The organism is Aquitalea aquatica (genome assembly GCF_013911085.1).
In the GTDB taxonomy this organism is placed as follows: domain Bacteria; phylum Pseudomonadota; class Gammaproteobacteria; order Burkholderiales; family Chromobacteriaceae; genus Aquitalea; species Aquitalea aquatica.
On sequence record NZ_JACERN010000039.1, the window covers coordinates 378,131 to 404,776 of the forward strand.

Annotated in this window: 28 protein-coding genes; 23 read left to right on the forward strand and 5 right to left on the reverse strand. The window is 59.9% G+C overall.

Annotation, left to right across the window (positions count from 1 at the left end; all coding sequences use genetic code 11):
• The first annotated feature begins 21 nt into the window (after window positions 1-21).
• The 15 genes from H2Z84_RS16720 (at window position 22) to H2Z84_RS16790 (ending at window position 15,376) form a co-directional block, all read left to right on the forward strand.
• Window positions 22-690, forward strand: a complete 669-nt coding sequence (locus tag H2Z84_RS16720) for a hypothetical protein (protein WP_181836940.1) — start codon at window positions 22-24, stop codon at window positions 688-690.
• A gap of 97 nt (window positions 691-787) precedes the next feature.
• Window positions 788-1,324 carry a DUF4337 domain-containing protein gene (locus tag H2Z84_RS16725; RefSeq protein ID WP_181836941.1) on the forward strand — a complete coding sequence of 179 codons (537 nt, stop codon included), beginning with the start codon at window positions 788-790 and terminating at the stop codon, window positions 1,322-1,324.
• Window positions 1,325-1,345: 21 nt separating this feature from the next.
• Window positions 1,346-1,915 carry an acyltransferase gene (locus H2Z84_RS16730; protein ID WP_181836942.1) on the forward strand — a complete coding sequence of 190 codons (570 nt, stop codon included), beginning with the start codon at window positions 1,346-1,348 and terminating at the stop codon, window positions 1,913-1,915.
• An 84-nt stretch (window positions 1,916-1,999) separates the two neighbouring features.
• Window positions 2,000-3,097, forward strand: a complete 1,098-nt coding sequence (locus H2Z84_RS16735; protein ID WP_220272871.1) for a DegT/DnrJ/EryC1/StrS family aminotransferase — start codon at window positions 2,000-2,002, stop codon at window positions 3,095-3,097.
• Window positions 3,098-3,099: 2 nt separating this feature from the next.
• On the forward strand, window positions 3,100-4,395 hold the full coding sequence (locus H2Z84_RS16740) for a lipopolysaccharide biosynthesis protein (RefSeq protein WP_309545492.1): 1,296 nt from the start codon (window positions 3,100-3,102) through the stop codon (window positions 4,393-4,395).
• Window positions 4,382-5,608 carry a DegT/DnrJ/EryC1/StrS family aminotransferase gene (locus tag H2Z84_RS16745; RefSeq protein WP_181836943.1) on the forward strand — a complete coding sequence of 409 codons (1,227 nt, stop codon included), beginning with the start codon at window positions 4,382-4,384 and terminating at the stop codon, window positions 5,606-5,608. Before H2Z84_RS16740 ends, H2Z84_RS16745 begins: the two co-directional genes overlap by 14 nt.
• The gene (locus H2Z84_RS16750) at window positions 5,605-6,693 is read left to right on the forward strand and encodes a glycosyltransferase family 4 protein (protein ID WP_181836944.1); all 1,089 of its coding nucleotides are present in this window, start codon (window positions 5,605-5,607) and stop codon (window positions 6,691-6,693) included. Before H2Z84_RS16745 ends, H2Z84_RS16750 begins: the two co-directional genes overlap by 4 nt.
• Entirely contained in the window at window positions 6,690-7,787 is a 1,098-nt protein-coding gene (locus H2Z84_RS16755) for a glycosyltransferase family 4 protein (protein ID WP_181836945.1), read from the forward strand. Before H2Z84_RS16750 ends, H2Z84_RS16755 begins: the two co-directional genes overlap by 4 nt.
• Window positions 7,788-7,798: 11 nt before the next feature.
• Window positions 7,799-8,491, forward strand: coding sequence for a DUF1345 domain-containing protein (locus H2Z84_RS16760; RefSeq protein ID WP_181836946.1), 693 nt, complete (start codon window positions 7,799-7,801; stop codon window positions 8,489-8,491).
• Between the two features lie 32 nt (window positions 8,492-8,523).
• Window positions 8,524-9,759: a glycosyltransferase family 4 protein gene (locus H2Z84_RS16765; RefSeq protein WP_181836947.1), complete on the forward strand. Its 1,236-nt coding sequence runs from the start codon at window positions 8,524-8,526 to the stop codon at window positions 9,757-9,759.
• 4 nt (window positions 9,760-9,763) lie between these two features.
• Window positions 9,764-10,330, forward strand: a complete 567-nt coding sequence (locus H2Z84_RS16770; protein WP_181836948.1) for a hypothetical protein — start codon at window positions 9,764-9,766, stop codon at window positions 10,328-10,330.
• Between the two features lie 7 nt (window positions 10,331-10,337).
• Window positions 10,338-11,459, forward strand: coding sequence for an acyltransferase family protein (locus tag H2Z84_RS16775; RefSeq protein ID WP_181836949.1), 1,122 nt, complete (start codon window positions 10,338-10,340; stop codon window positions 11,457-11,459).
• 164 nt (window positions 11,460-11,623) lie between these two features.
• Window positions 11,624-12,787 carry a DegT/DnrJ/EryC1/StrS family aminotransferase gene (locus tag H2Z84_RS16780; RefSeq protein ID WP_181836950.1) on the forward strand — a complete coding sequence of 388 codons (1,164 nt, stop codon included), beginning with the start codon at window positions 11,624-11,626 and terminating at the stop codon, window positions 12,785-12,787.
• Window positions 12,784-13,461 (forward strand): sugar transferase, encoded by a 678-nt coding sequence (locus tag H2Z84_RS16785; RefSeq protein WP_309545493.1) that lies wholly within the window; start codon window positions 12,784-12,786, stop codon window positions 13,459-13,461. The genes H2Z84_RS16780 and H2Z84_RS16785 overlap by 4 nt, the downstream gene beginning before the upstream one ends.
• 22 nt (window positions 13,462-13,483) lie before the next feature.
• The gene (locus H2Z84_RS16790; protein ID WP_181836951.1) at window positions 13,484-15,376 is read left to right on the forward strand and encodes a polysaccharide biosynthesis protein; all 1,893 of its coding nucleotides are present in this window, start codon (window positions 13,484-13,486) and stop codon (window positions 15,374-15,376) included.
• On the opposite strand, the gene H2Z84_RS16795 is transcribed toward H2Z84_RS16790, so the two are convergent.
• Complete coding sequence (locus tag H2Z84_RS16795; protein ID WP_181836952.1) at window positions 15,366-16,514, reverse strand: GGDEF domain-containing protein; 1,149 nt, start codon at window positions 16,512-16,514, stop codon at window positions 15,366-15,368. The two genes, H2Z84_RS16790 and H2Z84_RS16795, sit on opposite strands and share 11 nt — an antisense overlap.
• Before the next feature lie 154 nt (window positions 16,515-16,668).
• Here H2Z84_RS16795 and H2Z84_RS16800 point away from each other — a divergent pair, with 154 nt between their 5' ends.
• The 6 genes from H2Z84_RS16800 to H2Z84_RS16825 all read left to right on the forward strand — a co-directional run bounded on the left by H2Z84_RS16800 (window position 16,669) and on the right by H2Z84_RS16825 (window position 21,680).
• Window positions 16,669-17,580, forward strand: coding sequence for a LysR family transcriptional regulator (locus H2Z84_RS16800; RefSeq protein ID WP_181836953.1), 912 nt, complete (start codon window positions 16,669-16,671; stop codon window positions 17,578-17,580).
• Window positions 17,581-17,698: 118 nt separating this feature from the next.
• Complete coding sequence (locus tag H2Z84_RS16805) at window positions 17,699-18,478, forward strand: histidine phosphatase family protein (protein WP_181836954.1); 780 nt, start codon at window positions 17,699-17,701, stop codon at window positions 18,476-18,478.
• A gap of 238 nt (window positions 18,479-18,716) precedes the next feature.
• Window positions 18,717-20,117: an aspartate ammonia-lyase gene (gene aspA / locus H2Z84_RS16810; RefSeq protein WP_181836955.1), complete on the forward strand. Its 1,401-nt coding sequence runs from the start codon at window positions 18,717-18,719 to the stop codon at window positions 20,115-20,117.
• Window positions 20,118-20,260: 143 nt separating this feature from the next.
• A complete protein-coding gene (locus tag H2Z84_RS16815; protein WP_181836956.1) occupies window positions 20,261-20,617 on the forward strand; it encodes a hypothetical protein in 357 nt (118 codons plus the stop codon).
• Window positions 20,618-20,704: 87 nt separating this feature from the next.
• A complete protein-coding gene (locus tag H2Z84_RS16820) occupies window positions 20,705-20,944 on the forward strand; it encodes a DUF2164 domain-containing protein (protein ID WP_181836957.1) in 240 nt (79 codons plus the stop codon).
• A gap of 136 nt (window positions 20,945-21,080) precedes the next feature.
• Entirely contained in the window at window positions 21,081-21,680 is a 600-nt protein-coding gene (locus tag H2Z84_RS16825; protein ID WP_181836958.1) for a YdcF family protein, read from the forward strand.
• Window positions 21,681-21,755: 75 nt separating this feature from the next.
• On the opposite strand, the gene H2Z84_RS16830 is transcribed toward H2Z84_RS16825, so the two are convergent.
• Both H2Z84_RS16830 and ubiD read right to left on the reverse strand, forming a co-directional pair.
• The gene (locus H2Z84_RS16830; RefSeq protein ID WP_103524338.1) at window positions 21,756-22,115 is read right to left on the reverse strand and encodes a 50S ribosome-binding protein YggL; all 360 of its coding nucleotides are present in this window, start codon (window positions 22,113-22,115) and stop codon (window positions 21,756-21,758) included.
• Window positions 22,116-22,195: 80 nt separating this feature from the next.
• Complete coding sequence (ubiD, locus tag H2Z84_RS16835) at window positions 22,196-23,671, reverse strand: 4-hydroxy-3-polyprenylbenzoate decarboxylase (protein ID WP_181836959.1); 1,476 nt, start codon at window positions 23,669-23,671, stop codon at window positions 22,196-22,198.
• A 147-nt stretch (window positions 23,672-23,818) separates the two neighbouring features.
• Between ubiD and H2Z84_RS16840 the strand changes: the two genes are divergently transcribed.
• Window positions 23,819-24,415 carry an OmpW/AlkL family protein gene (locus tag H2Z84_RS16840; RefSeq protein ID WP_181836960.1) on the forward strand — a complete coding sequence of 199 codons (597 nt, stop codon included), beginning with the start codon at window positions 23,819-23,821 and terminating at the stop codon, window positions 24,413-24,415.
• Window positions 24,416-24,518: 103 nt separating this feature from the next.
• Window positions 24,519-25,574: a PLP-dependent cysteine synthase family protein gene (locus H2Z84_RS16845; RefSeq protein WP_181836961.1), complete on the forward strand. Its 1,056-nt coding sequence runs from the start codon at window positions 24,519-24,521 to the stop codon at window positions 25,572-25,574.
• 26 nt (window positions 25,575-25,600) lie between these two features.
• On the opposite strand, the gene H2Z84_RS16850 is transcribed toward H2Z84_RS16845, so the two are convergent.
• Both H2Z84_RS16850 and H2Z84_RS21165 read right to left on the reverse strand, forming a co-directional pair.
• Entirely contained in the window at window positions 25,601-26,305 is a 705-nt protein-coding gene (locus H2Z84_RS16850; protein WP_258869441.1) for a pyrimidine 5'-nucleotidase, read from the reverse strand.
• Window positions 26,306-26,345: 40 nt separating this feature from the next.
• On the reverse strand, window positions 26,346-26,646 hold a 301-nt coding region (locus H2Z84_RS21165; protein ID WP_220272872.1), incomplete at its 5' end, for a hypothetical protein.

The window sequence follows — 26,646 nt, forward strand, 5'->3', positions numbered from 1 at the left end:
ATGTCCCGGAGGAGAGTAGCGATGAAGGCATTGATGGTGTCCCTGGCCTTGCTTGGCATGGCTGGTATCGCACAGGCTGCTGAAAGCGTGGTGGGTGTGTACAAGCAGGGTGGCTATGTAGCGACCAAGCTTGAATTAAAAGCCGATCATCGCTTTTCATTTGAAATACTGGGCTCCGGGATTAAAGGAGAGGCTTCCGGTCTGTGGGAGAAGGCCGATGGTGGTGTCACGCTGACGACTGATCCATTCCCTCCGACCTTTCGTTTATTGGAAGCCAAGGCGGATGGTGATCACTGGGTGGTTGAGTTTGTTCAGCCCGATGGCCAGCCATTGCCCGGCAAACCTTCTCCGCGTTCCTCTCTGGGGATGAGTGGCCTGGGGGCCGCGCTGATCCACAACAATGGCCAGGTGCTGACGATGGGCAATGGTGACATCGGGCCATGGCAAGTCAGTTGGCAGCGTGAAGGTGTGCTGAAACAAGTCGTGGTTGCCAATGCCTTGAATGTTTTCCAGGCTCCTACCTTTATTCCGGCACAGCCTGGGCTGAGTCGGTATCGCATTGCCGTGGATATCGCCTCGGCCTATAAGATTCCGTTCAATAAATCCTTGGTCAGCGTTTCACCGGGCAGCGTAGAGCTGGTCACCCCCGAGTCCGGCTATAAATTGAATTTGAGTAAAGAGACAGATTAATTCCGGGGATATCCGGATTATTGAGCCTTATCCCGGCCCGTAACATGCGGGCCGGCCTGTGATACCGATTGGCATAGAGCAATACTGAAACACACTCATGGCTGAAGAAAAGAAAGATCCCTGGCTGAATTATTTGGCGCTCACCACTGTCATCCTGGCCGTATGCGCCACGCTGTCCACCTTCAAGGGGGGCGGTTTTTCCACCCGCAGCGTCATCGCCCAGGCCCAGGCCTCGGACCAGTGGGCCTACTATCAGGCCAAAGGCATCAAGGGCAATTTGTATGATGTCGAGCGGGAACGGCTGCAGTTCGAGCTGGACAGCCTGCCAGCTTCCGCCAGCCCGGCACAGCGCGAGCACTATCAGGTCCAGTTGAAGAAAGTGGGTGACAAGGCTGCGCGTTATGCCGCCGAACGCAAGGACATCGAAAAAATGGCGCGCCAGCTGGAGGCCGAACGCGATGCGGCCCAGCGCCAGGGCAAGCCCTTTGGCGTGGCGGTGATTTTCCTGCAGGTGGCCATCCTGATTTCTTCCATCGCCGGTCTGTTCAAGCGCAAGCTGATCTGGCTGGCGGCACTGCCGGTGGGGCTGCTGGGCCTGGTGTATTTTGCCGACGGTTTTTTCCTGTTTTTCTGAATCTGAGCACGAGGCCTGGACATGACCCAATACACCGTACACCCCACTGCCATCGTTGATGATGGCGCGCGCATCGGCGCCGGCACCCGTATCTGGCACTGGGTGCACATTTGCAGTGGAGCCAGCATTGGCGAGCGCTGCTCCTTTGGCCAAAACGTGTTTGTTGGCAACGATGTCGAGATCGGCAACAACGTCAAGATCCAGAACAACGTCTCCATCTACGACGCGGTGACGCTGGAAGACGACGTGTTCTGCGGCCCGTCCATGGTGTTCACCAATGTCAACAATCCGCGCAGCCATGTCAGCCGCAAGGATGAATACCGCCGTACCGTGGTGAAGCGTGGCGCCTCCATCGGTGCCAATGCCACCATCGTCTGCGGCCACCATGTGGGCGAGTATGCCTTTGTCGGCGCGGGCGCGGTGGTGACCCGCGATGTACCGGCCTATGCGTTGATGGTGGGTACGCCGGCCAAGCGCATCGGCTGGATGTGCGCCTGCGGCGAGCGGCTGCCCAATGACATCGGCACCCATGCCTGCACGGCCTGCGACAGCTTTTACCAGATCGGTGGCAATCACTGCACACCGGCCTGAGACGCGGCAGTTTTCGCCACGCCTTTCTCTTTCATCATTGACGGCTGTCCGGGTGACAGCCCGGCCCCAGTAAGGAATCGAGCCATGAGCATCCAGTTCATCGACCTCAAAGCGCAGTACCAGCATCTGAAAGCCGACATCGACGCCCGCATCCACGCGGTGCTGGATCACGGCCAGTACATCATGGGGCCGGAAGTCAAAGAGGTGGAACAGCAACTGGCTGCCTACACCGGCGTCAAGCACGCCATTGGCGTGTGCGATGGCACCAAGGCGCTGCTGATCGCGCTGATGGCGCTGGGCGTGGGCCGTGGTGACGAAGTCATCACTACGCCGTTTACCTTTATTGCCACCGGCGAAATGATTGCCCTGCTGGGCGCTACCCCGGTGTTTGTCGACATCGACCCCATCAGCTACAACCTCGATCCGGCGCTGCTGGAAGCCGCCATCACCCCGCGTACCCGCGCCATCATGCCGGTCAGCCTGTACGGCCAGTGCGCGGACTTCACTGCCATCAACGCCATTGCCGAAAAGCATGGCATTGCGGTAATCGAAGACGGCGCGCAAAGCTTTGGCGCCAGCCAGCACGGCAAGAAATCCGGCAACCTGTCCACCATCGGCTGCACCAGCTTCTTCCCCAGCAAGCCCTTGGGCTGCTATGGCGACGGCGGGGCCTGCTTTACCAATGACGACGAACTGGCAAAGAAAATGCGTGAAATCCGCATTCACGGCCAGGACCGTCGCTACCACCACCCGGTGATCGGCCTCAATGGCCGGCTGGATACCATCCAGGCCGCGGTGCTGCTGGCCAAGCTGCCGAGCTTTGCCGACGAAGTGGCGGCACGTGAGCGCATCGGTGCCCGTTACAGCGCGCTGCTGCAAGATGTGGCGCGTGTGCCGGTGATCGGTGCTGGCAATACCCACGTCTACGCCCAGTACACCATCGAGGTGGACAATCGCGAAGCCGTGCAAAAAGCCCTGCAGGAACTGGGCGTGCCCACCGCCGTGCATTACCCGATTCCGCTGCATCTGCAACCGGCCTTTGCCCACCTGGGCCAGGGTGAGGGCAGCTTCCCGCTGGCCGAAGCCGCCGGCAAGCGCGTGATGAGCCTGCCGATGCACCCCTTCCTGGATGAAGCCACCCAGGATGCCATCGTCGCTGCGGTGAAAAAGGCACTGGGCTGAGCGTGCTAGCCAAACTCAAGGCCAGGCTGGGGCAGGGCGGCTTTGCCCGCAATGTCGCCACCCTGGCGGGCGGGGCTGCCGTGGCGCAGTTCCTGCCGGTGTTGTTTACCCCCTTGCTGACCCGGCTGTACAGCCCGGCTGACTTTGGTGTGCTGACGCAGTTTGTCGCCTGGCTGTCCAATCTGGTGGTGATTGCCACCTGGCGTTACGACATGGCGGTGGTGCTGCCGGAAGAAGACAGCGACGCCATGCGGCTGATGGTATTGGCGCTGCTGTTCAATACCCTGCTGCTGGCGGGGCTGAGCGTGCCGCTGCTGCTGGCCGGGCCGTGGATTGCCGCCCAGCTGCATGCCCCGGCCATGGCACCGTGGCTGCCCCTGCTGCCGCTGGGGATCTGGGTGGCCGCCAATAACCAGATCTGGACCAACTGGAATAACCGCCAGCGCCGCTATAGCGCCAATGCCCAGGGCCGTATGGGCCAGTCCGCTGCCATGGTGACGGTGCAACTGGCGGCAGGCTTTGGCAAGCTGGGCGCGCTGGGCCTGTTGCTGGCGCAGATCGCTGGCCAGACCGCCTCCTGGCTGGTGCAGGCACGGCAGGACTGGCGCGCACTGCCGCAGTGGCTGCGTACCGCCCGTAGTGGCGGTATGGGCCGCATCCTGCGTCGCTATCGCGAGTTTCCGCTGGTCAACACGCCGCATGCCTTCGTGGTGGCGCTGCAGGATTCCTTGATGGTGCAGCTGCTGGGCATACTGGCCACCGCCGAGCTGATGGGCCATTACGGCCTGGTGGTGCGGGTGCTGAAACTACCTGCTGCCCTGCTGGGACAAGCCGTTTCGCAAGTGCTGTACCGCGATCTGGCCGAAGCCCATGCCAAGGGCCAGAGTCTGCGCCCCTTGCTGAAAAAGGCGCTGCTGGTGCTATCGGCGCTGGCGATTGTGCCCTTCCTCATCATCATGGCCTGGGGCGGCCCGCTGTTTGCCTTTGCCTTTGGCGAGCAATGGCGTGATGCCGGCCAGATTGCCGCCACGCTGACGCCGTCCTTTTTCTGCATGTTCCTGGCTGCGCCCTGTTTCATGGTGCCGATGGTGCTGTCGCGTCAGCGCCAGTCGCTGCTGTTTGCCCTGTTAGGCGTGGTGGTGAACCTGGGTTCGCTGGGCGTGGTGTACTGGGCCGGCGAGGATGCGCATCAGGTATTCCGCCTGCTATCGGTGACGGTGTCCGTCTATTACATCATCTACATGGTCTGGGTATTCCGGCTGTGTCGCCAACTGGAGCAAGAGCATGCTCACGGCTAATTCACTGACCCTGTGCGATTACCTGTCGGCCTTGCCCGGCATGCTGCGCGGCCGCAGTTTCCAGCGTGCCGCCTTGCGGCGCGAGCTGGCAGGCTGCTTTGGCGTGGATGAGGCGCGCATCGGCCTGTACGACACCGGCCGCGCCGCGCTGCGCGTATTGCTGCAGCAACACGGCATCGGTGCCGGGGATGAGGTGCTTGTCCCGGCCTATACCTGCGTGGTGGTGCCCAACCAGATTCCGGCGTTGGCAGCCACGCTGCGCTTTGTCGATGTGTCAGCGGACAGTTTGAACTTTGACTGGGACGTGCTGGCCGCCACCATTGGCCCGGCCACCCGCGCGGTCATCGTGCCGCACAATTACGGCCTGCCCTGCCGGGTGCCGCAGGCGCTGCGTGCTGCCCATCCGCAAGTAAAGTTTATCGACGATGCCGCCCACGGCTTTGCCAGCCAGCTGGATGGCCAATGGCTGGGCAGCTATCACGATGGCGCTTTCTTCAGTTTTGAATATTCCAAGAACCTGAGCGGCGGCATTGGTGGCCTGGCCATCTTTCCGCCCGGCATGGCCGCGCCGCAGCAAGACTGGCCGGAGCTGTCCTGCGCGGATGAATGGCGCTTGCTGGCCACGCTCAAAGCCCATCTGCTGAGTGCACGCTGGCCCTTGCTGGGCCGCATCACCATGGCCATCAACCGCCGCTTGGGGCTGATTTATCGCTCGGCCGATGCCGAAGTGACCCAAGGCATGCCACATCCGGTGCGCGCCATGCCACTGCTGTCCAGCGTGCTGGTGCGGCGCCAGCTGGCCCATCTGCCGGCCACGCTGGCGCACAAGCAGGCGCTGGCACAGCGTTATCAACAGGCACTTGCCGCTCTGCCGTCTATCCGCCAATGGGAAGTGCCCGCTGGTGTGCAATGCCACTGGGTGCGCTACCCGTTTGCCTTGTCCCGTCCGGTAGCGAACAAGGCCGCGCTGGCGCGGCGCTTGAGTCAGGCTAGCGGGCTGAATATCGGCGTGTGGTTTGATGATGTGATTCACCCGGCCGGCTCCTTCCGCCATGGCTATGTGGCCGGCAGCGCACCGCAGGGCGAGCGGCTGGCCGCCACAGTGCTGAACCTGCCGATGAATATCGCCGTGGCCGACAATGCCGTGCTGGCGCACAAGCTGGACCGGTTGCTGGCGGAACTACGCGCCATCGAGAAAGAAAATATCCAATGAAGCTGTTGTTGATCGGTTCGGCCTCGGTACACACCTGGCGCTACCTCGCCGGTATCGCCCCGCATGTGGACGAAATCTGGCTGGCCTGCAATGGCGAGGTGCCGGCTGACAAGCGCCCGGCCAATCTCAAGGGCGAGCTGCGGCTGGATTTCAGCCTGAAGGCACTGGGCAGTGCCGGCACATTGCGCCGCTGGATGAGCCAGATAAAGCCAGACCTGGTGCATGTGCATCAGGCCAATAGCGTGGCCTGGCATGCGCGCCGTGCGCTGAGTGGCAGCCGCGTGCCCATGGTGCTGACCGCCTGGGGCTCGGACGTGCTGCTGCTGCCGGACAGTAATCGGCTGATGCGGCAGATGGTAAGCGGTAATCTGCGTGCGGCTACCGCCATTACCTCGGATTCGCTGTATATGGCGGCGAAAATCCGCCAGCTGGCTGGGGACGATTGCCGTATCGACGTGCTGAACTTCGGCATGGACGCGCTGCCGGCGCGGCCGGATATCGCAGCCAAGGCCAACAAGGTGCTGTCCTGCCGTCTGCACAAGCCGCTGTACCGTATCGATGCCATCCTGCATGCCTGGCAGCAGGTGGAAACCAGTGGCCGTTACCCGGACTGGAGCCTCACCGTGGCCGCCAGTGGCGAGTCCACCGACAGTCTGAAAGCCCTTGCTGCCAGCCTGCAGCTGCAAAGGGTGGAGTTCACCGGCTTTGTGTCCTCCGCCGTGCTGGGCGCGCTGTATCAGGAATCCCGCCTGTTTGTCAGCGTGCCGCGCTCGGACGCCACCAGCATCAGCCTGCTGGAAGCTATGGGGCACGGTTGCCTGCCGGTACTGTCCAATCTGCCGGCCAATGGTGAATGGGTGATTGACGGCCTCAACGGCCTGATTGCCGAAGACATTGCCCGTTTGAGCGACAGCCTGCTCGCCGGCATGGACTGGGCGGCAGACAATGCCCGCCTAGCACAGGCAGTGCAGCTCAACCGCCAGCTGGTGGCGCAAAAGGCGCTGCACCAAACCAATATGCAACACTTTGCCGATCTCTATGCCAGCCTGTTGTCCGGCCCGGCACACAAGGATTCTGCCGTATGAAAGTAGCCCATCTCACTTCTGCCCACCCGCGTCACGACATCCGCATTTTCGTGAAAGAGTGCGCCACGCTGGCCGCAGCCGGTCACGAGGTGAGCCTGATCGTGGCCGATGGCCTGGGCGAGGAAATCAACAAGGGCGTGCGCTTTCATGATGTCGGCCCCAAAACCGGCGGCCGCTTTGCCCGCATGACCGGCACCACCAGCCGGGTATATCAGGCGGCACTGGCGCTGCGCCCGGACATCGTGCATTTTCACGACCCGGAGCTGATTCCCGCCGCGCTGCGCCTGAAGCAGGCCGGTATCAAGGTGATTTACGACGTGCACGAAGACATGCCGCGGCAGATTCTGGCCAAGCACTGGATTCCCGGTGCCATCCGTCCCTTGGTGTCCGGCAGCTTTGAAACAGTGGAAGACTGGGCCGCCAAGCGCTTTGACGCGGTGGTGACCTCCACCCCGCATATCCGCAAGCGCTTTGCCAAGCTGGGAGGGCGGGTGCTGGATGTGTGCAACTTCCCCATTCTGGAAGAGCTGGTGCGCGATACGCCGTGGGACAGCCGCAAGAACGAGGTGTGCTATATCGGCGGCATCAGCCGCATTCGCGGTATCGAACCCATCGTGGCCGCGCTGCCGGATACCTCCACCCGGCTGAATCTGGCCGGCATCTGGAGCGAGAGCGATCTGCGCGCCAAGCTGGAAGCACAGGCAGGCTGGGCGCGGGTGAATGATCTGGGCGTACTGGACCGCAAGGGCGTGGCCCAGGTGCTGGCGCAAAGCAAGATCGGCCTGGTGACCTTGTTCCCCACCCCCAATTACGTGGATGCGCTGCCGATCAAGCTGTTCGAATACATGGCCGCCGGTATGCCGGTGATTGCCAGTGATTTCCCGGTATGGCGCGAAATCGTCGATGACGCCGGTTGCGGCGTGCTGGTGGACCCACAAGACCCGCAAGCCATTGCCGCCGCCATCAACAGCCTGATGGCCGATGAAGAGCGCATGCGTGCGCTGGGCGAAGCCGGCAAGCAGGCAGTGCTGCAGAAATACAGCTGGGCGGCAGAGGGCCGCAAGCTGGTGGACCTGTACGCGCAACTTTCCTGAGGGCAGCCATCATGGACAAACCGCAACGCCACCACCACGGCCCGCTGGCCCGGCTGATCCACATCCTGCGCACCCGGCCACGCTTGTTGTCTGCCATCGCGTTCGGTTTGTTCGTGGCGCAGGTGCTGACCATGCTCAGCCCCATGCGCACGCTCACCGCCTATGTGATGGGCTGGAATGCCGGTGCCGGCCTGTATCTGCTGCTGGCACTGCATATGATGCATGGTGCCGATGCCGAGCAGATCCGCCACCGCGCCGCACGGCAAGACGAAGGTGAAATGGCCATCCTGATGCTGGTGGTGCTGGCTGCCGTGGTGTGTCTGCTGTCCATTGTGGCGGAGCTGTCGGTCGCGAAAGACCTGCACGGCAGCAGCCGGGGCCTGCATATTGGCTTGTCGGTGCTCACCATCTTTAGCAGTTGGCTGTTTACCCAGGTGATGTTCGCCCTGCATTACGCCCACCAGTACTACGTGGCGCTGTTCCGCTGCGGTAAGCCAGGGCTGGAGTTCCCCGGTGACGAAGAGCCCAATTACAGCGATTTCTTTTATTTTGCCGCCGTCATCGGTACCTCGGGCCAGACGGCCGACATCAGTTTCAGCTCACGGGCCATGCGTCGCATCGGCTCCGTGCATTGCATCCTGTCCTTCCTGTTCAACACCACCGTGCTGGCGATGATGATCAATATCGCCGCCGGCCTGTTCTGACACAGCGGACCCTTATTCGGAAAAGCAGCAGCGTGCGCATCCTCTATATCAATCACTATGCCGGCAGCCCGCGCCACGGCATGGAATTCCGCCCCTATTATCTGGCGCGCGAATGGGTCATGGCTGGCCACGAAGTCAATATGCTGGCAGCCGATACCTCGCATCTGCGCCAGACCAATCCGCACTTGATGGCCAAGTACCAGGACGAAAACATCGACGGTATTCGTTATACCTGGTGTAAGACTCCGGCCTATCCGGGCAACGGCCTGAAGCGGGTGATCAATATCTTCAGCTTTCTGGGTAAGGTGATGGGCCTGTCCGGGCGCTACCTGAAAGAGTGGACGCCGGATGTGGTGATTGCCTCGTCCACTTATCCGCTGGACACGATTCCGGCGGCCTTCATCGCCGGCAAGACCGGGGCACGGCTGGTGTACGAAGTGCACGACCTGTGGCCGCTGACACCGGTGGAAGTGGGGGGCATGTCGAAGAAGCACCCCTTCATCCGCCTGATGCAGTGGGCCGAGGACTTTGGCTACCGCAAGGCCGATACCGTGATCTCCATGCTGCCCTGTGCCCGTGACTACATGATGGAGCACGGCATGGCGGCGGAAAAATACCATGTCGTACCTAACGGTGTGGATGTGGCCGAGTGGCAGGGGGCGAATACCCAGCTGTCGATCGAACATCTGGCAGTGCTGGCGCAACTGAAGGCCGACGGACGTTTCCTGATCGGCTATGCCGGCGGCCATGGTCTGGCCAATGCGCTGGATTTCCTGCTGGAAGCCGCCGCCCAGTTGCAGGACACGCAGGTCAGCTTCGTGCTGGTGGGCGATGGCCCGGACAAGGTGGCGCTGGTGGAAAAGGCTGCAGCGATGGGTCTGTCCAATGTCCTGTTCCTGTCCAGCATCCCCAAGCGGGCGGTGCCGGCCTTCCTGGCGCAGATGGACAGCCTGTTCATCGGCTGGCGCAAGCTGCCCATTTACCGCTTCGGTATTAATCCCAACAAGCTGTTCGACTACCTGATGGCCGGCAAGCCGGTGATTCATTCGGTGGAGGCGGGCAATGACATGGTCAAGGAAGCCGGGGCGGGGATCAGCGTGGGCGCGGAAGACCCGGCCGCCATCGCCGAAGCGGTGCGCCGCATGGCTGCGTTGACGCCGAACGAGCGTGGCCGCATGGGCGCCGCGGGGCGGCAGTATGTATTGGCACATCACGACTACCGCGTGCTGGCACAGCGTTTCCTGCAAGCGGTATTGCGCAAGGGTTGATGCCATGTTGCGCCTGCTGGGAAAACTGCTGCGTCTTGGCCTGAAGCTGGCTCTCGGGGTGGCCGTGTTCTTTTGCAGCATGGTGCTGCTGGCCATGTTGCTGGATGCCGGCCCGCTGTGGGCTCTGGCGCTGTTGGTACTGCACCTGAGCTGTTACGCGCTGGCCAGTTGGCGGCAATGGCCAGTACTGCAGAAATATTTGCTGGCTGCCTGGTTCGGCCTGTTTTGTGGTGCCATGTTTTTCTGGGATAAACATGGCGGCGGTCAGCCTGCGCCAGAGTGGCTGAAGCTACTGGCGCACTGGCATGGCCTGGGCTGGATCGTGCTGGTGTTGTTGTTTTTGCCGCTTACCTTGCTGGAAATGCTGCTCAAGCAGTTGCGCCGTCGCCGTGACAGTGCACAGGTGCCACTGGCTGATCCCTTCACCGCCAATCTGGCGCAGTTTGATTTGCAGCAGTCATTTGCGTGTGCAGAAGATAGACAAAAAACCGTGCAAACCTGTACTAACGGCGAGGATAATAGCGCTTTTAACCTTCATGACCGGCGTAATGTGACGCCGGAAGACAGGTGAGTGCGGGATGAGTAGCAGCAAGCAGCATATCCGTTTTGATTTTGCCGATGGCCTGCGTGGCGTGGCCATCCTGTGTGTGATCTTGTTTCATTTCACCCAGACCTTCTGGCAGCACCGCGAGCGCATCAGCGACATTCTCAATATGGAGCCGCTGGAAGGCTATGCCAATGCCTCCTTCGTGCTGCCTTTCAATCTGGGCGCGGTGGGCGTGGGCTTGTTCCTGCTGATTTCCGGCCTGCTGATTCCGCTATCGCTTACCCGCATGGGCGGGCTGCGCTTCGCCGTGTCGCGGGTATTCCGTATTTATCCCACCTACTGGGCCGGGCTGGCGGTGACGCTCGTGGCGCTGTGGATTGCCGCATGGCTGGCGGATAACGACTTCGACATCACCCGGCTCGATGTCATCGGCCATGTCAGCATTGCCTTTCAGGACATGCTGGGCGGCCGCAATATCGACCCGGTGATGTGGACGCTGAAAGTGGAACTGTGGTTTTACGCCTTGCTGGGTACGGCTTTTGCGCTGACCGGGCGGCGTATCAAATGGGCGATTTGGCTGCTGCTGCCTTTGGTGGCCATGCTGTGCCGTGGCCCGAGCGCACAAGGCTTGCATGGCCAACTGGCGCATTTCTGGGCTTATGACCAGTATTTCCTGGCCTCGGTGGTGTGCTACTTCCCGCTGATGTTTGCCGGTTGCTGGTGTTATTTCTATCTCACCGGCCAGGCAGGCAAGCTGGAAACCGTGCTGCATTTTGTTGGACTGCTGGCCATGTTTGTGTGGGTGACCAACTGGCCATCGCTGGAGTTGTACGGCAGCTACCTGATCGGTATCAGCCTGTTCGTGCTGGGCGTGCTGCGCCCCGCCTTGTGGAGCAGCCGCTGGCTGGCGCGTATCGCCGCCGTCAGCTACGCCTGGTATGTGTGTCATTCCAATGCCGGCTACGTGCTGATGGAAGTGCTGGCTATGTACAATCTGCCGTGGTGGCTGCTGGTGGCCGCCGCCACCGTGATGACCTGGACTCTGGCGCTGGCCATCAACCGCTGGGTGGAGCTGCCCACACAGAAGCTGGGCAAGCGGGTGGCCGACGCACTGAAAGACAAGCCGGCTAGCGATAATCTGGCGCGCCAGTAAGCGCAGCTAACAAAAAACCTGCTGCTGCGTTGCGCCGCCTTGCCCCAGGGCCGCTACGCTATTTTGTTAGCCGCTCCAAGCGCAGCTGACAAGACCGAATACGCGACTGGCAACCATCCGTCGGTTGCCAGCCATGAACAATGACGCTATTGAAGATGACGAAGATGAGCGAACAGAAATTCCTGCCCTTTGCCTTGCCGGATATCGGCGAAGAAGAAATCAATGAAGTAGTGGATGCCCTGCGTTCCGGCTGGGTGACCACCGGCCCCAAAACCAAACAATTCGAAGCCGACTTTGCTGCCTTCATCGGCGAGGGCGTGGAAGCCATCGCCGTGAACTCCGCCACCGCCGGCCTGCATCTGGCGCTGGAAGCCATCGGCATTCAGCCGGGTGACGAGGTGATTGTCCCCAGCTATACCTTTACCGCCACCGCCGAAGTGGTGCGTTATCTGGGTGCTGATCCGGTATGTGTCGATGTGGACCCGGCCAGCTTCAATATCAGCCCGGCTGCCATCCGTGCCGCCATCACCCCGAAAACCCGTGCCATCATGCCGGTACACTTTGCCGGCCTCGCCTGCGAGATGGATGAGATTCTGGCCATCGCCCGCGAGCACGGCCTGAAGGTGGTGGAAGACGCTGCCCACGCGTTGCCCACCCGTTACAAGGGCAAGCTGATCGGCACGCTGGATTCGGATGTCACGGTGTTCAGCTTCTACGCCAACAAAACCATGACTACTGGCGAAGGCGGCATGGTGGTGTCCAAGAACAAGGACATCATCGCTCGCTGCAAGATCATGCGTTTGCACGGCATCAGCCGCGATGCCTTCGACCGCTACGTGTCGAAGACCCCGGCCTGGTTCTACGAAGTGGTTGCCCCCGGCTTCAAATACAATATGCCGGACACTGCCGCTGCCATGGGTATTCATCAGCTGAAGAAAATTGCCGGTTTCCAGCAAAAGCGTGAGCTGATGGCCGCCCGTTTCGACCGCGAACTGGCCGACCTGCCGCTGATCCTGCCGGCACGCCCGGCCGATGCCGCTGGCCAGCATGCCTGGCATCTGTATCCGGTGCGTATCAAGCCGGAAGCCGGTATCAGCCGCGACGACTTCATCCTGCGCATGGCCGAGAGGGGCATTGGCTGCTCGGTGCACTTCATTCCGCTACACCGCCAGCCGGTATGGCGTGATGGCTACCAATTGCAGCGCAGTGCCTTCCCGGTGGCCGATGCCGCCTTCGAGGCCGAGGTTACCCTGCCGCTGTATACCCGCATGAGCGATGATGACCAGACCCGCGTGATCGCTGCGGTTCGCGAGATTCTGGGCGCATGAGCCAGCAGCGTGATTCCGGGCTGGGCGAGTCCCCGGCCTTGCTGCCGCCGTGCTGCCGCCCGCCCGGTGCTGGTTCGCCGCTGCTCAAGCGGCTGTTCGACCTGATTGCCGCCAGTGCCGGCCTGCTGCTGCTGGCCGGACCGTTGCTGCTGGTGGCCTTGTGGATCAAGCTGGATTCCCCCGGCCCGGTGTTTTTCCGCCAGGTACGGGTAGGGCGCGGCGGCATGCTGTTCCGCATCCACAAATTCCGCACCATGCAGGTGAATACCGAGGTGCAGGGCCAGCTGACCGTGGGCGCGGACAGCCGCGTCACCGGTGCCGGGCGCTTCCTGCGCAAGAGCAAGCTGGATGAACTGCCGCAACTGCTGGACGTGCTGTTTGGCGACATGAGCCTGGTGGGCCCGCGCCCGGAAGTGCCCAAGTATGTGGCGCACTACCCGGATGAGGTGCGTGATATCGTGCTGTCGGTACGCCCCGGCATCACCGACTGGGCATCCATCCGCATGATCGACGAAAACGAAATCCTCGGTCGTGCCGCCGATCCGGAGCGCGCCTATATCGAACAGGTGCTGCCGGAAAAGCTGGGCTACTACGTGCGCTATGCGCAAACCCACAGCCTGCTGGAAGATATCCGCATCATCTTCGCCACCTTGCTGAAAATCGTGCTGCGCTGATGGCCGTGAAAGTCGATTCGACATGCTAGACAAACTGCTGACCTTTTCCCGCCACAACAAGATGGCGCTGCTGGCGCTGATGGATGCGCTGCTGCTGCCACTGGCCCTGTGGAGTGCCGTGGTGCTGCGCCTGGGCGGCTACTGGGACCCCAAGCTGGACCCGTATCTGTGGATATTCATCGTGCCGCCGCTATGGGTGATCCCCATCTTCGTCAAGCTGGGGCTGTATCGCGCGGTGCTGAAGTATCTGGACGACAAGATCGTCTACACCGTGTTTACCGGGGTGAGCCTGGCGGTGCTGGTGCTGACCGCAGTCATCGTCATGGCGCGCATTGCGCCGTTTCCGCGTTCGTCCATCATCATCTTCTGGATGTTCGCCATGGCCTATATCGGCGGCAGCCGCTTTGTGCTACGCGGCCTGGTGCGGCGGATAGATTCAGTGGATGCGCCGCGTGAACACGTCATCATCTACGGTGCCGGTCAGGCCGGGGTGCAATTGATGCTGGCCTTGCAGGCGGGCAAGGAATACCGGCCGATGGCCTTTGTCGATGACAATCCGGACAGCTGGAAGCGTACCTATCGCGGCCTGAGCGTGCATGCACCGGACGACCTGCCCTTGCTGATCGAGGAAACGGCAGCCAGCTGCATCCTGCTGGCCATGCCTTCGGTCAGCCGTGGCCGCCAGCGCGAGATACTGGAATCGCTGGAGCATTTGCGCATTCCCATCAAGCGCCTGCCGGGCATGGCTGACCTGGTATCGGGCGAAGCGCGGGTGGAAGAACTGAAGGAAGTGGAAATCGAGGATCTGCTGGGCCGCGACCCGGTGCCGCCCAGCCCCGAGCTGCTGGCGCGCAATATCCAGGGCCGGGTGGTGATGGTGACCGGGGCGGGCGGCTCCATCGGCTCCGAGCTGGTACGGCAGATTGCCCGCAATAATCCGGCCCGTATCGTGTTGTTTGAACTGACCGAGTTTGCCCTCTACGCCATCGACCACGAGCTGTCGCAGCTGGCCCCGGCCATTCCGCGTACGCCGGTACTGGGGTCGGTCACCGACCATGCCCGGCTGTGCCAGATCATGCGCGCCTTCAAGGTGGAAACGGTGTATCACGCGGCGGCGTACAAGCATGTGCCGATGGTGGAACACAATCCGGTGGCCGGCATCCTCAACAATGCCTTCGGCACCGATACCACGGCACAGGCGGCAGAAGATTGCGGGGTGGATACCTTTGTACTGATCTCCACCGACAAGGCGGTACGCCCCACCAATGTGATGGGAGCGACCAAGCGGCTGGCCGAGCTCACCTTGCAGGGCCGTCACGCCCGTGGCAGCACTACCCGCTTTGTCATGGTGCGTTTTGGCAATGTGCTGGGCAGCTCCGGCTCGGTGGTGCCCTTGTTCAAGAAGCAGATCAAGGCCGGTGGTCCGGTTACCGTTACCCACCCGGACATCACCCGTTACTTCATGACGATTCCGGAAGCCGCCCAGCTGGTAATCCAGGCCGGGGCAATGGGGGAGGGCGGCGATGTATTCGTGCTGGATATGGGTGAACCGGTAAAAATCGCCGATCTGGCGCGGCGCATGGTCCATCTGTCCGGGCTGGAGGTGCGCGACGACAAGCACCCGAACGGCGACATCGAAATCCGCTTCTCCGGTCTGCGACCAGGCGAGAAGCTGTACGAAGAGCTGCTGATTGGCGACAACGTGTTGCCTACTGATCATCCGCGCATCCTGCGGGCGCAGGAATACCATCTGTCCGCAGCGGAACTGGCGCACTTTATGCAGCAGCTGGCACAGGCCTGCCAGCAACTGGATGCGGCCAGTGCCTTTGTGCTGATGCAGCAGGTGGTACATGAATTCCGTGCCAGCCCGACCAGCCAGGACTGGGTAGTGTTACAGCAGGATCTCAGTCGCTAACCACCCGGTCACGCCCCAGCTGTTTGGCTTGATACATGCGGGCGTCGGCCAGCTCCACCAACTGGCGCCGGACATTGCACTTGTCGGCCAGCCGCTCGGCCAGGCCGATGCTGGCGGTCAGCGGTGTGCCATCCGGCCGCTGGCCCAGCCCCTGCTGGCGCAGCCGGTCCAGTGCCAGCCGGGCCTGGATCATGTCGGTATTGGGCATCAATAACAGAAACTCTTCCCCGCCCCAGCGCACCAGCACATCGCCACGCCGCATACAGGACAGGGTCTTTTGCACCAGCTGTTTCAATGTCTTGTCGCCAGCTGAATGACCAAACTGGTCGTTGATGCTCTTGAAGTGGTCCAAGTCGATAAAGGCGATGGCCAGCGGCATCTGGTTGCGCTCGGCATTGACCAGTTGCAGTTCCAGCATTTCGATACCGCTACGGCGCGAGAAAGCCGTGGTCAGGGGATCGCGTATGGTCTGGCCGACCAGGGCGATGATGAAGGCCAGCTGGCTGATGCTGGCCAGTGAGGACACACTCGCCAGCAGCGATAGCAGCCAGAATTCACCACCAAAGGAAGGCCAGCTGGCTACCGACCAGTCCAGCGACCAGGCGATGGCGTAAGCCAGCAAGACTGGCGTGGCGAAGGCGAGGTTTTCGACCAGAGTAAGCGGGAAAATGGAAAAAGCCGCCAGTAAAACAAAGGGCAGAAAGGCATAGCCCGTGCCAATGGCTGCTGATACGCCTTCCAGATGATATTGCGTCATCAGCTGGTGCGAGCCGATATAAAACAGCGTGGGAATGGCAAACAACACCGCCATGCCGCGATAGGCCCCGGATAGCTGGCCATCCTGCGGACACCACAAGACCAGCGCCACAAAGGCCAGGGTCGCCAGCACGCGCATGGTGGCCAGCATCTGCCACAGCCCGGACGGCAGGGTCATCACGTCCACCACGATCCACAGTGGGGTGAGCAACGCAAACAGCAAGGCGAACAGGCGCACGCGATTGACCAACATCAGGGCACGGCGCTGCTGCAACAAGGGCATGTGCTGGTGCGGGCTTAACAGCCAGCTGGTTTCATTACTGGCGATCTCGCCGGGCAGCAGGCCAAGAATCCGCCGCCAGATGGTGTGTGTGATTCTCATTGTCAGACAGGTTTTGAGTTTGCTGCATTGTAGGGGCAATGTGCCCCCCAACCTTGTAAAATATCAAATTATGCGGAAATTAGCCGTGAACAGTCTGAATAGCTGGCTGATTTTAAATAATATTTAATGCCACCAGGCGAAGGAGGGCAGCCATTTGGAAACCCGCTGGCTGGAAGATTTTCTGGTATTGGCCGATACCGGCAGTTTTACCCGCTCGGCCGAGGTTCGCCATCTTACTCAGCCGGCATTTTCCCGCCGCATCAAGTCGCTGGAAAGCTGGTTTGGTGCTGATCTGATCGACCGCACCACCTATCCCACCCGACTCACCGCCGCTGGTGAATTACTGCGCGAACAGGCGGTGCTGATGCTGGGGCAGATCAACAGCACCCGTGCCCAGCTGCGCGGCCTGCAGCCGCTGCCGGCCGGAACACTCAGCCTGGCGGTGCCGCATACGCTGTCTTTCTCGTTTTTCCCCAAGTGGCTAAGCGGGGTGGAGCAGGGTTTTGGTCCGCTGTCCTGCCGCCTGCAAGCCAGCAATGTGCACGATGCGCTGCTGGCCTTCGTTGAGGGCGGCTGTGACCTGTTGATGTGCTACCACCACCCGAAGCAGCCGGTAGACCTGGCTGACCCACGCTATAGCGGCTTGCGCTTGGGGGTAGAATCGCTGCGTCCCTATGTGCGCAGCAATCCCGACCGCAGCCCGCGCCATGCCTTGCCTGGCCGCGCCGCCCAGCCACTGCCTTTTCTGGGCTATGCCAGTAATGCCTATTTCCGCCTGATGACCGACCTGATTCTGGAAGCGGCCCCGGAGCCCACCTTTCTGTCGCTGCGCTATGAAACCGATATGGCTGAGGGGCTGAAAAACATGGTGCTGGAGGGCCATGGCGTGGCGTTCTTGCCCACCAGTTCGGTCCAGCGCGAATTGCGTTCGCGCCAGTTGGTGCTGGCGGCAGACCAGGGCTGGAGCGTGGACATGGAAGTGAGGCTGTACCGCGACAAGAAGCGCAGCCGGCCCGAGCTGGACGCCTTCTGGGATTATCTGGCCGCCAGTGCCGACCCGGTCTGAACCGGTCCCATTGATCGGGATGAAACCCACCCGCTTTTAGGCGCTTGCCTGCTGCCACTGGCTGAATATTTTCCTAGCATGGCCAACCCTGATGTTGCTCAACACTGGAGAGGCCAAGATGAAATGCAGGAAAGCTTTGCAATGGATACTGTGCTGCCTGGCAGTACTGTCGGGGTCGGCCGCGCAGGCTGCCCCCAGCGCTGATAGCGAAGCGGTGGTGGATGTCTATTTATTACGCCACGGCAAGACGCTGTTCAATACCACCAGCCAGGTGCAGGGCTGGTCGGACACACCGCTGACCGCAGCTGGGGTCAAGGGTGCCGAGGCGGCCGCCAGAGGGCTGGCCAGCACGCCGTTCATTGCGGCTTACAGCAGTGATCTGGGGCGGGCACGCTCCACGGCCAAAATCGTGCTGGCACAAGGCCAGCGTAATGGCTTGCCCTTGCAGGAAGACGAGCGCTTCCGCGAATGGAACTACGGCAGCTTTGAAGGCCGGCCGGATGCCGAAATGTGGACACCGCTGTTCCGCCAGCAGGGCATGGTATTTGATCCTGGCTGGGGCAACTGGACTGCCTTTACTCAAAAGATGAATGACCGGGCCATTGCACAGGCCATTCACGACAACGACCCGCGTGGCTGGGCGGAAACCTACCCGCAGATCGAAGCGCGCTTGCGTGCCGGCATGCAGGATGTCGTGAGCAAGGCGGTGGCGGCGGGTGGTGGCAATGTGCTGCTGGTCAGTCATGGCGGTGCCATTCTCAGCATTCTCGATATCTTTGTACCGGGTCAGGCCAAGAACACCGATATTCCCAATAGCAGCATCACCCTGCTGCGCTATCAGAATGGTCAGTACAAGCTGCTCAAAGCGGGCGATGTGAGCTATCAGCAGCCGCGCTGAACCCCTCAGGCCTTGATATCCCCTGGCTGTCGTCCTGCCTAGGCAAAATGCCCGCCACCCAGGTGGCGGGCCTACTGTTTGCTGATTGGTACACCCGCATTCTGGCCGGGTATTTCCATGGTTATGCAAAATTTGCATGAGCTGATTGCGAATCGGAATTGGCCAAGCAGTTGGTCGGCAGCCTACAGTCTGCCCCCATCACTCCGCGCTGGCGGAGACCATCGACAAAGGCTTCTGCATGTCCACACGTATCGAACACGACCTGCTTGGCGATCGCGCCGTTCCGGCTGCGGCCTATTGGGGCGTCCATACCCTGCGCGCGGTGGAAAATTTCCCCATCACCGGTCAGACCATCGCCAGCTATGGCGACCTGATTGTCGCACTGGCACAGATCAAGAAAGCTGCTGCCCAAGCCAACCGGGATCTGGGACTGCTGGACGCTCGCCGCGCCCAAGCCATTGTCGATGCCTGCGATGAGCTGGTGGATGGCAAGCTGCACGAGCAGTTTGTGGTGGATGTGATTCAGGGTGGGGCAGGGACTTCCACCAATATGAATGCCAACGAAGTCATCGCCAACCGTGCGCTGGAATTGCTGGGCCATGCCAAGGGCGAGTACGACAAGTTGCATCCCAACGAACACGTCAACATGAGTCAGAGTACCAATGACGTGTATCCCACTGCGCTGCGTCTGGCCACTTATTGGGGTGTGTTGCGTCTGCAACGCACCATGTTCGTGTTGCGCGAAGCCTTTGCCGCCAAGGCGGAAGAATTCAAAAATGTCCTGAAAATGGGCCGGACCCAGTTGCAGGACGCGGTACCGATGACGCTGGGGCAGGAGTTCCAGACTTATGCCGTAATGCTGGGTGAGGATGAGCAGCGCCTGAGCGAAGCACGTGCGCTGATGCTGGAAATCAATCTGGGTGCCACCGCCATCGGTACCGGTATTACCGCGCATCCGGATTATGCCCGGCTGGTGTGTCTGCACCTGTCCGAGCTGACCGGCCTCAAGCTGATGACCGCACCAAACCTGATCGAAGCTACCCAGGATTGCGGTGCCTTCGTGCAGCTGTCCGGTGTGCTCAAGCGTGTGGCAGTCAAACTGTCCAAAACCTGCAATGACTTGCGCCTGCTGTCCTCCGGCCCACGCGCTGGCATTGGCGACATCAATCTGCCGGCCCGTCAGGCGGGTTCGTCCATCATGCCGGGTAAGGTCAATCCGGTGATTCCGGAAGTGGTCAACCAGGTGGCCTTCGAAGTCATCGGCAACGACATGACCATCACCATGGCAGCGGAAGGTGGCCAGCTGCAGCTGAATGCGTTTGAGCCAGTCATCGCCTACAGCATGTTCCGCAGCGTGCGTCATTTGGCCAATGCCTGCACCACGCTCACCGAACATTGCGTCAAGGGCATTACTGCCAACGAGGCCAAGCTGCGTGCCGACGTACTCAACTCCATTGGCCTGGTGACGGCGCTCAATCCCATCATCGGCTATGCCGCAGCTACCGCGGTGGCTGCCGAAGCTCACGCCACCGGTGGCAGTGTCTACGATATCGTGCTGGAACGCGGGCTGATGCAGCGCGCCCAGCTGGATGAGGCATTGCAGCCGGAGGCTTTGACCCAGCCGCGCTGGCTGTCTTAAACGGTGTTCTGCTGTCGGTACTTGTCCGGTACCGACTTTCCTGTGTTGGCCGGGTATTTGCCCGGCCATTTTTTTTGCTGGCTTGTGCCAAGCAAGGGCTGGATGTATAAGTGTATTGTGCATTGCACAAAAAGGAGTGGAACATGACACAAGCCCTGATCTGGTGGCTGGAGAACGGCCCCCGCTGGCTAAGCTGCTGCAGCGCGCAATGGCGCCGCCAGCAAGAAGTGTTGCGCGCAGCCACCTTCCATACCGGCCACGTGCTGTGCAGCCCGGCACCCTTGCCGGACAAGCTGTCCCGCCTGCTGCGCCGCTCCTGTTCCGATGCCATCACCTTGCTCCATGGCAGTGGCGAGGTGCAATTGCAGCTATGCAGCCAGCTCCCCGCCCCGCAACACGATCCCTGCCAGCTGTATGCCCTGGGGCAGCGGCTGCAGCAGCGCACCGGCGAGGCCTGCCTGCATGGTCTGGTTGATATCGGACGCGCCCTGTCGCGCTGATTGTGGAGCCGTGGCAGTGCGAATGCCTTTGCAGTCGCTGCCGGGCAGGGCACAATGCCGCTCTTTACGCATTCAGAGAGCCCTGCCATGTCCAGCCAATCCATGCTCAGCCAGCAGCAACTGCAACAACTGGCACCCGAGCTGCAAGATTATCTGGCTACCCAGTTGAATCTTGACGTCGGGCAGTTCGACGCACAGTTTCTGCTGGATTTTGTCGCCGCCAGGATAGGCCGGCAGATCTATAACAAGGCGCTGGACGATGCGCAGCAGGCATTGAGTAGCCGCATGGAGTCACTGCAGGCGGCTATTTGGGAACTGGAAAAATAGGCCGATCACCGCTGTTTTCCGGTCAGAGACCGTAGCTGGCCGGTTTGCTATTGCCGCTGGTCTGCCGGCCAATGGCTGCCATCCCTAGGCCAACGGCGTTACAATCAGGCTTTCCCTCCCCCTGCGCCCAAGGTTCATGCTTTATCTGCGTCTGATGCTCAAAGGTTTCTTGCTGGCCGTGCTGCTGGTACTGCTGGGCTTTGCTTACATGGCCTTGGGCATTGCCCGTTATGCCGATGAGCCAGCCACGCAGCCTGCGGATGCCGCACTGGTACTGGGTGCCGCTGCCTGGGGTAGCAAGCCTTCGCCAGTACTGCGAGAGCGCATCAACCACGCGGTGACGCTCTACAAGCAAGGTCGGGTGCGCTGGATTGTATTTACTGGTGGTACTCCGGAGCCCGGCTATCCCACCGAGGCCGATGTCGGGCGCGAGTTCGCCTTGCGCCAGGGCGTACCGATGACGGCCATGCTGGCCGAAAACGAGTCGCGTACTACTTGGCAGAACCTGGAAAACGCCCACAAACTGGCGACACCGTTTGGCATACGCTCTTTTTTGCTGGTGAGCGATCCGTTGCACATGCGGCGGGCAGTGTTGATGGCGCATGACCTGGGCATGGCTGCAGCGCCGGCGCCTACCGAGTCCAGCCGTTATGTCAGCTGGAGCAACAAGGTCAAATTCCTGGTACGGGAAACCTGGCTATATGTTGGTTACCGGGTATTCCGCAAGCTGTCCTGATATTCGGGATGCTGGCGCTTGTGCAGAAATAAAAAAACCGGCTCAAGGCCGGTTTTTTTTATCGGGACCGCACAATCAGGCGCTATGCCACAGATCGATCAGGTCACCGGCTTCCACATTCGATACTTCGCTGCGTGCTTGCAGCCAGGCTACCAGCTTGCTGCGGATTTCTTCGGTAATGGCTACTTCACCCACCGGGAAAACTACGCCTTCCAGCTTTTCATTACCATCGAAATGGCCACCGAAGCTGATGGCGGCATCGTCGATGCAGTTGAGCCAGTCGTCCAGCAGCGCATCGGTATCAACACCCTTGGCGATGGTAGCGATCAGGTGAAAGCCCAGTTCGCGGTATTCGCCTACACGCATTTTCTTGCGCTGACGATGGTTCAGACGCTTCAGGCGCTGGGCGGAGTTGGGGTTGTGCAGATCGGACATGGTGACTCCTTACAAAAAGACGTGGCGATGATAACAGGCATTGCCGGGCGGCAGGAAAATAGCGGCTGCCGGGGCAAACGTTACAGCCCAAGTTGCTGCCACAGGCTGTCAACCTTCTGTTTAACCGTTTCATCCATCACGATCGGTACCCCCCACTCGCGATTGGTTTCACCCGGCATCTTGTTGGTGGCATCCAGTCCCATCTTGCCGCCGAGTCCGGATACTGGGCTGGCGAAGTCGAGATAATCGATGGGGGTATGCTCGATCAGCGTGGTATCGCGCACCGGATCCATGCGGGTGGTGATGGCCCACATCACTTCCTTCCAGTCACGGCAATCCACATCATCGTCCACCACAATGATGAACTTGGTATACATGAACTGGCGCAAGAAACTCCAGCAGCCCATCATCACGCGCTTGGCGTGGCCGGGGTATTGTTTCTTGATGCTAACCACCGCCATGCGGTAACTGCAGCCTTCCGGCGGCAGGTAAAAGTCGACAATCTCCGGAAACTGCTTTTGCAGGATGGGAACAAACACCTCGTTCAGCGCCACCCCCAGCACGGCCGGCTCATCCGGCGGCTTGCCGGTGTAGGTGCTGTGGTAGATCGGGTTTTCACGCATGGTGATGCGGTCGATGGTGAATACCGGGAAGTAGTCCTGCTCATTGTAATAGCCGGTATGGTCGCCATACGGGCCTTCCAGTGCCATGTCATCAGGGTGAATATGGCCTTCCAGTACAATCTCGGCCCGCGCCGGCACTTGCAGATCAGAGCCGATGCACTTCACCAGCTCGGTACGGCTACCACGCAGCAGGCCGGCAAACTGGTATTCGGACAAGGTATCTGGCACCGGGGTGACTGCACCCAGGATGGTCGCCGGGTCGCAACCCAGTACCACCGCCACCGGATAGGGCTGGTCCGGGTTCTGCTGGCGGAATTCACGGTAATCCAGCGCCCCGCCGCGATGAGCCAGCCAGCGCATGATCACCCGGTTTTTGCCGATGACTTGCTGGCGGTAAATGCCCAGATTCTGTCGCTTCTTGTTTGGCCCCCGGGTAACTGTCAGCCCCCAGGTAATCAAGGGGGCAACATCGCCGGGCCAACAATGTTGGATGGGCAGGCGTGACAGATCAACCTCATCGCCCGCCCACACAATCTGTTGGCAGGGGGCTTTGCTAACCACCTTGGGGGCCATGGACAACACCTGCTTGAGCAATGGCAGCTTGTCCCAGGCTTCCTTCAACCCTTTGGGCGGTTCCGGCTCTTTCAGATAGGCCAGGGTCTTGCCGATTTCACGCAACTGCATCACGTCACCGGCCCCCATGCCCATGGCAACCCGCTTGGGTGTGCCAAACAGATTGGCCAGTACCGGCATGTGGTAAGTCTGCGTATCGTGCCGAGGTTGTTCGAACAGCAGGGCAGGGCCACCCGCTTTCAGCACCCGGTCGCCAATCTCGGTCATCTCCAGATGTGGCGAGACCGGAAGGCCGATTCTTTTCAATTCGCCTTGCTGTTCCAATTGAGCAACAAAGTCCCGCAGGTCGGCATATTTCATCACTGTTTCATGATCTTAAGCAAAGTTTTGACCGGAAGGTTTGGTTAACCTCCGCTTGAACGTCGCAAGCTACTGCCGACCTATTAGAAAGTCAATTACGGTAGAAGCCCAAGACCGTGAACTTGCCTACACTCTTGGAGAATACAAATGAAAAAGCTTGCTCTGGCTGCGGCCATCGGTCTGATTTCCGCTAGCGCCTTCGCTGCTCAAGGCGACATCCTGGCCCGTTTCCGCGTGATTAACGTAAATCCGGATGTCAGCGCTGACAGCACCCTGTCCGCCATTCATACCGATGTGAAGTCCGACACCGTTCCGGAATTCGATTTCACCTACATGATCACCAATAACATTGGTGCCGAACTGATTCTGGGTACTTCCCGCCACGAAGTGAACAGCGATCTGGGTTCGCTGGGCAAGGTTTCCGTTCTGCCGCCGACCCTGACCCTGCAATATCATTTCATGCCGGAAGCCACCTTCCGTCCGTATGTTGGTGTTGGTGTAAACTACACTCGCTTCTACAATAACGGCCTGAAAGTTGGCAGCACCGCTGTTGATATCGATCAGAACAGCTGGGGCCTGGCGGCTCAGGTTGGTGCTGACGTTGCTATCAGCAAGAACCTGTTCATCAACTTCGACGTGAAAAAGATCGACATCAAAACCAAGGCTCGCCTGAATGGGGCTGACCTGGGTACCCTGAAGATCAATCCGTGGGTTTACGGTATCGGTATCGGCACCAAGTTCTAAGCAACTTGTCTTGCCACAAGAAAGCGCCTCGAAATCGAGGCGCTTTTTTATTTCCTGGCAATAGAATATTGTATTCTAAGTTTATCGATCCAGGAGATAAGGCATGAGTAGTTGGTCTAGTACGGCAGTGCGTAAAATCGAGGCAGATTTCAATCGCTCCAGTGACACCCACCTGATACCGCTGCAGATTCCGGCCTTGCCGCAAATCCAGCTGTATTTCAAGGACGAGTCCACCCATCCCACCGGCAGCCTCAAACACCGACTCGCACGCTCATTGTTCCTGTACGGCTTGTGCAATGGCTGGATTCGCTATAACACCACCATCATCGAAGCCTCCAGTGGCAGTACGGCAGTGTCCGAAGCCTATTTCGCCCGCTTACTGGGCCTGCCTTTCATTGCGGTCATGCCGCGTGGCACCTCCGCCGAGAAGATCCGCTCCATTGAGTTTTATGGCGGCCGTTGTCACTTGGTGGATGATCCGGCCACCATCTATGAAGAGTCCCGACGCTTGGCACAGGAGTTGAATGGCCATTACATGGACCAGTTTACCTATGCCGAACGTGCCACCGACTGGCGTGGTAACAACAATATTGCCGATACCATCTTCAAGCAGATGGAACTGGAACCGAATCCGGTGCCGGAGTGGATTGTCTGCGGAGCAGGTACTGGTGGTACATCGGCCACCTTTGGCCGCTATGTTCGCTATCAGAAGCTGGCGACGCAGATCTGTGTGGTCGATCCGGAAAACTCGGTGTTTTTCGACAGCTACTATACTGGTAACAGCGACTGTCGTTGCGAAGGCGGCTCAGGCGTAGAAGGCATCGGCCGCCCTCGTGTCGAACCATCCTTCATCCCCACCGTCATCGACAAGGTCATTCGTGTTCCCAATGTCGCCAGCTACGCCGCTATCCACTTCCTGGAAGAGGTGATGGGGCGCAAGTGCGGTGGCTCCACCGGTACCAATCTGTTCGGTGTGTGCGAACTGGTCAGCGACATGGTCCGTAACGGACAGCATGGTTCGGTGGTCACGCTGATCTGCGACGATGGCAACCGCTACCTCAACAGCTACTACAACCCGCAGTGGTTGGAGGATAACGGCCACCAGATTGCGTCATGGGTGGAGCGTTATCGTCGTTTCTTCTTCGAAGGTCGCTGGTAATTCTGCGCGGCAGATTGCGGCAATGCTTACCAGTGTTGCCGCAATAACTGACTCAGCTTGCTGACCCGCACATCGACAAATGCCGGTTTGCGTGACTTCCGGCTGATCCATACGGTACGCATGCCCAATGATTTTGCTGCGTACAAATTAGGTAGTGAATCCTCCACCATGATGCACAGCGCCGGGTCGAGTCGCTCAGCCTGCAGCATGCAGCGAAAGCCACGCCGGTCGGGCTTGGGCTGGAAGCGCATTTTTTCCATGCCATAACAGGCAGCAAACTGCTGGCGGATATTCATTCTCCGTAGCAGCCCTTCTATATAGTGTTGTGGGCCATTGGACAGAACGATCTTGCGGCCAGGTAGCGTCCGCAAAGTCGCTGCCAGTGTGGGCTCCCATTGCAGCCAGCGATACAGCTCATCCAGCAAGTGTGTTTCTTGCAGGAAATGTTGGGCATCCACTCCGTGGTGGCGTACCAAACCCTGTAGAGTTGCACCGTAACGATGCCAGTACTGCAGCCTCAGTCGCCGGGCCTCCTCCTCTGTCATCGCAAGGTGCCGCTCCATATACAAATTCATCATGCGACTGATATGGGCAAAAATGCCCAGGCTCGCCTGATGCAACGTGTCATCGAGATCGAAAATCCAGGTGGGGGCAGGCATATGGCGGTTCAAAGCAAATGTTAGGAAGTGGCTATTATCATGAGCCAAGTGCAAGACTTCCAATGCCTGCATCTTTCTTCTGCTGGGTAATGATTTGCTGTTTTATTTAAAATCATATACTTGCGTTATTCTGTGCAAAATAACGCACTTTTCTTCGCACAAAGTGTTGACGAGGGTAGATGGTGGCGGTATAGTTCGCCTCCTCAGCAGACAACGCAGCGACGGAAACGAAACGCAGCGACCTGCACCGCTCTTTAAAAAACAGAATAACCGATAGGTGTGAGTGCTTGGCGAAAGCCAAATACTTGCACTGCAAGAAGAAGAAGTACTTGTTTATTTCTTTGATCTTGCGTGCCAGAAAATTTGCTATGAGATTGAACTGAAGAGTTTGATCCTGGCTCAGATTGAACGCT